We start from the raw sequence: 3,031 nt of genomic DNA, 5'->3' as shown, positions 1-3,031 counted from the left end.
CCGTTGCCGCCGTCGCCGCCGTCACCGCCGGGGGTGGTGGCGTCGCCGTCGGCGCCGTTGCCGCCGGTGCCGCCGTCGCCGAAGAACAACCCGGCCGCGCCGCCGTTACCCCCATCGGCGCCGGTTTCGGTGGGACTGAAGCCGTCGCCGCCGCTGCCGAAGAAGAACCCGCCGTTGAAGCCGTCGGGGTGGGCCGCGGTGCCGTCGGCGCCGTTGCCGATGAACACGTTGAGCACCGGGATGACGCCGGCGACGTCGAGGAAGGGATCGGCAAGCGCGAACGGATCGGCAACACCGCTTGCCGAGCCGGCCGAGCCGATATTGAGCACACCGGTGCCGTTGAGGACGCTGGTGTTGGCCAGTCCGGCGCACCCGAACAGCGGGCCGCACGGATCGGCGGCGGGTTGCTGGGGTGCCGGGATCACCGGCGCGGCGTGCGCGTGGCCGGCATTGGCCAGCAACGCCGCGGCGGGGGTGGCCAATAGCAGGCCGGCCCCACCGACTGCCGCCGCGGTCACCACCATCGGAGGCGCCTTGGTCGGCGACCGGCGCGCACCAGCACCTCGATAGTTACTGCGCTTGGACATTGGAATCCACCCTTTCGAGTACGGCGTGGCCACAAGGACTGAGGTCGCGTGCTGCCCCGATGTCGGTGCCGGGTTGGCCGTCACGTCCGCGGTGGCCGCCAGCGGTGTGCTGCAGCAAACTTACCGCGCCCAACCGGCATGCGCATCAGGGCGACCTACTGACATTTGGTCCCGTACAGCGCGCACCCTCGGCTCGGGCCTCCGATCAGCTAATCCTAATGCGGCGTGACGTCGAGCTGCCTGCGTTCAGCTGCTCGACCTGCCGTTTGCGGTGCCCACCGTGGGATGGCCGTCGAGCGGCGACCTGCGCGGATCGCACGGTACCGAAATCAGTAATGGGGTGGCCAAGAACTCGACGCACCCCCGCATTATCGGATTGGTGCACTACAACACGCTCTGGTACGCGGACTCCCACTCCTGCCAGCCATGCTGGATCGTCCAGTCAGCAGCCAATTCGCGTGCATTGGTGCCCATCTCACGACGCATCTCCTCGTCACAGATCAGCTGCCGCAGCCGCGACGCCCACTCATGTTCACGACGCACCAGCCACCCGGTGACACCGTCCACGACGAAGTTCCGGTAGGCGGCGACGTCAGAGGCGATGACCGGTATGCCTAACGCCGCGTACTCCAAGGCCTTGATGTGGCTCTTCGATTCGGAGAACACCGTCGGGGCCAGCGGGGCCAAGCCGATATCGAAGTCGATCAATCGGTAATAGTCGGTCGTATTGTCACACCATGGGGTGTACCGGACGGGCCGTGCAATGAGGCGGCGGAAGTCCGCCCCGATGAAATGCGCCTCAACATCATGGCGGTCGAGCGCACGCCGCAACCCGTACGCGCACTCCTTGATGTCGTTAAGGTGACTTACGCCCCCGGCCCAGCCGATTGTCAGCCGTCCGCACCGCGGACGTATCAGCTGCAACACGTTCTCATCGATACGGTTTTGCAGCACAACCACATTCGGATTCAGTCGGCGAATCCGCTGCGCCAGCACATCGGTTGACGCGGTGACCAGGTCGGCGACTTGGATACATCGGGTGATGCTGTCTTGCCGGACCGGACTTCCGTACTCGCCATAGGCCGGGTTGTGCGGCTCCACATTGAACGGGTCGTCATCGAGTTCGTACACCAACCCGGCGTCATTGGCCAGACGACGCCACCAACGCTGCACTATGGGCGCGTTATACACCCCGCCGATCATCTGCCCGACGATCACGTCCACACCGTCTGCGGACACATCTGAACGTGCTGGCCGGCAGACGATTTGGTGACCGTGGCAGCCAAGTTCGCCTAAGGGTTGCCTGATCCGGTAGTAGCCGCCACTCTCCCATCGGCGGGTGAGACCTTTTATCCTCACGAGGACGGATCACCGCAAAACGTTCCGACAAAGGCAGTCCCTTTCTTGGTCTTCACCGTCTCTCCCACCTGAAGGAAACTCGGGCCGATTGATGTTCCTTCCCCGCGACGTTACCGCTGACGATGCGGGTGTTCACCGGGCTGACGCTGCTGGACACCATCCAGGGCACCGTCGGTGCGGTCAGCCTGATTCCCGACGCGCTGACCCCGCACGAGGAGGCGGTCTACACCAACATCGCGTTCATGGAGTCGGTGCACGCGCGCAGGGCTTCTACCTGCCGATGTACTGCTCGAGCCGGGCCAGGCTGACCAACACCGCCGACATGATCCGGTTGCCCGAGGACGTCAAGAAGTTCCTGCGCTACAACGCCAACAAGGCGCTGATGAATCTCGGCTACGAGGCGCTGTTCCCGCGCGACGCGGACGAGAACCACGACTTCTTCTCCGGCTCGGGCTCGTCCTACGTCATCGGCAAGGCCGTCAACACCGAAGACGAGGACTGGGACTTCTGATTGCGCGACGAGGCCGAAGGGGGAAGCCGTGCAGGTCGTGGCGTTCGCGCCGGCATCCAGCGCAGTGGTGGACGAAAACGGTGGCGTGAATATCGACGGGTTCCCGTTGACCAGTTGCCACATTGACCATTTCCCCAAGCGAATCACCATTCCGTTGGTGCTGGCGGCCTACACCCAGGGCGGCACCGAATACGACCTGTGTCGCTACATCGTGGCCAAGTCACCAGACGGTGAGCGGCTCGGCACAGCGGAGTGCACCTGGCATTGGCCGGACCAGCCGGGCGCACCGGTCAAGTTCTGGGTCCTCACCCGCAACCTACCGATCGTGGTGCAATCGGCCGGCCTCTACAGCGTCGGCTTGTACGACAGCCCTGACGCGACGCAGACCGACCACCTGTTCCCTCTGCCGGTGGTCAAATTCAACCCGCTGATTCCGCCGCGACCATAACCCGCGGTTTGGCCGGCAGTGTGATCGGCAGCGGGGCAGCCGTTGTCGCGTTGCCGTCTCGGAGCGGTTAGGGGGAGCCGCCGGGGCCGCCGGTGCCGCCGGGGCCGCCGGGGCCGCCCCCGGTGC

General features: G+C 65.4%; 3 protein-coding genes and 1 pseudogene. 2 read left to right on the top strand and 2 right to left on the bottom strand.

The genetic code is table 11. The features are described from left to right. Both ACRDU5_RS16255 and ACRDU5_RS16250 read right to left on the bottom strand, forming a co-directional pair. On the bottom strand, nt 1-587 hold a 587-nt coding region (locus ACRDU5_RS16255; protein ID WP_526615660.1), incomplete at its 3' end, for a PGRS repeat-containing protein. A gap of 384 nt (nt 588-971) precedes the next feature. Beyond that, nucleotides 972-1,826, bottom strand: coding sequence for a glycosyltransferase (locus tag ACRDU5_RS16250; protein WP_526615659.1), 855 nt, complete (start codon nt 1,824-1,826; stop codon nt 972-974). Between the two features lie 236 nt (nt 1,827-2,062). On the opposite strand from ACRDU5_RS16250, the pseudogene ACRDU5_RS16245 reads away from it, so the two are divergent. Together ACRDU5_RS16245 and ACRDU5_RS16240 are read left to right on the top strand one after the other, a co-directional pair. Then, a pseudogene (locus ACRDU5_RS16245) lies at nt 2,063-2,457 on the top strand (ribonucleotide-diphosphate reductase subunit beta); the annotation flags it as partial. A 28-nt stretch (nt 2,458-2,485) separates the two neighbouring features. Next, nucleotides 2,486-2,905 carry a hypothetical protein gene (locus tag ACRDU5_RS16240; protein WP_526615658.1) on the top strand — a complete coding sequence of 140 codons (420 nt, stop codon included), beginning with the start codon at nt 2,486-2,488 and terminating at the stop codon, nt 2,903-2,905. Nucleotides 2,906-3,031 lie beyond the last annotated feature (126 nt).

This window comes from Mycobacterium sp. (assembly GCF_050701515.1).
In the GTDB taxonomy this organism is placed as follows: Bacteria; Actinomycetota; Actinomycetes; order Mycobacteriales; family Mycobacteriaceae; genus Mycobacterium.
Note: the sequence above shows the minus strand (reverse complement) of the source record. Positions and strands in the feature narration are given on the sequence as shown.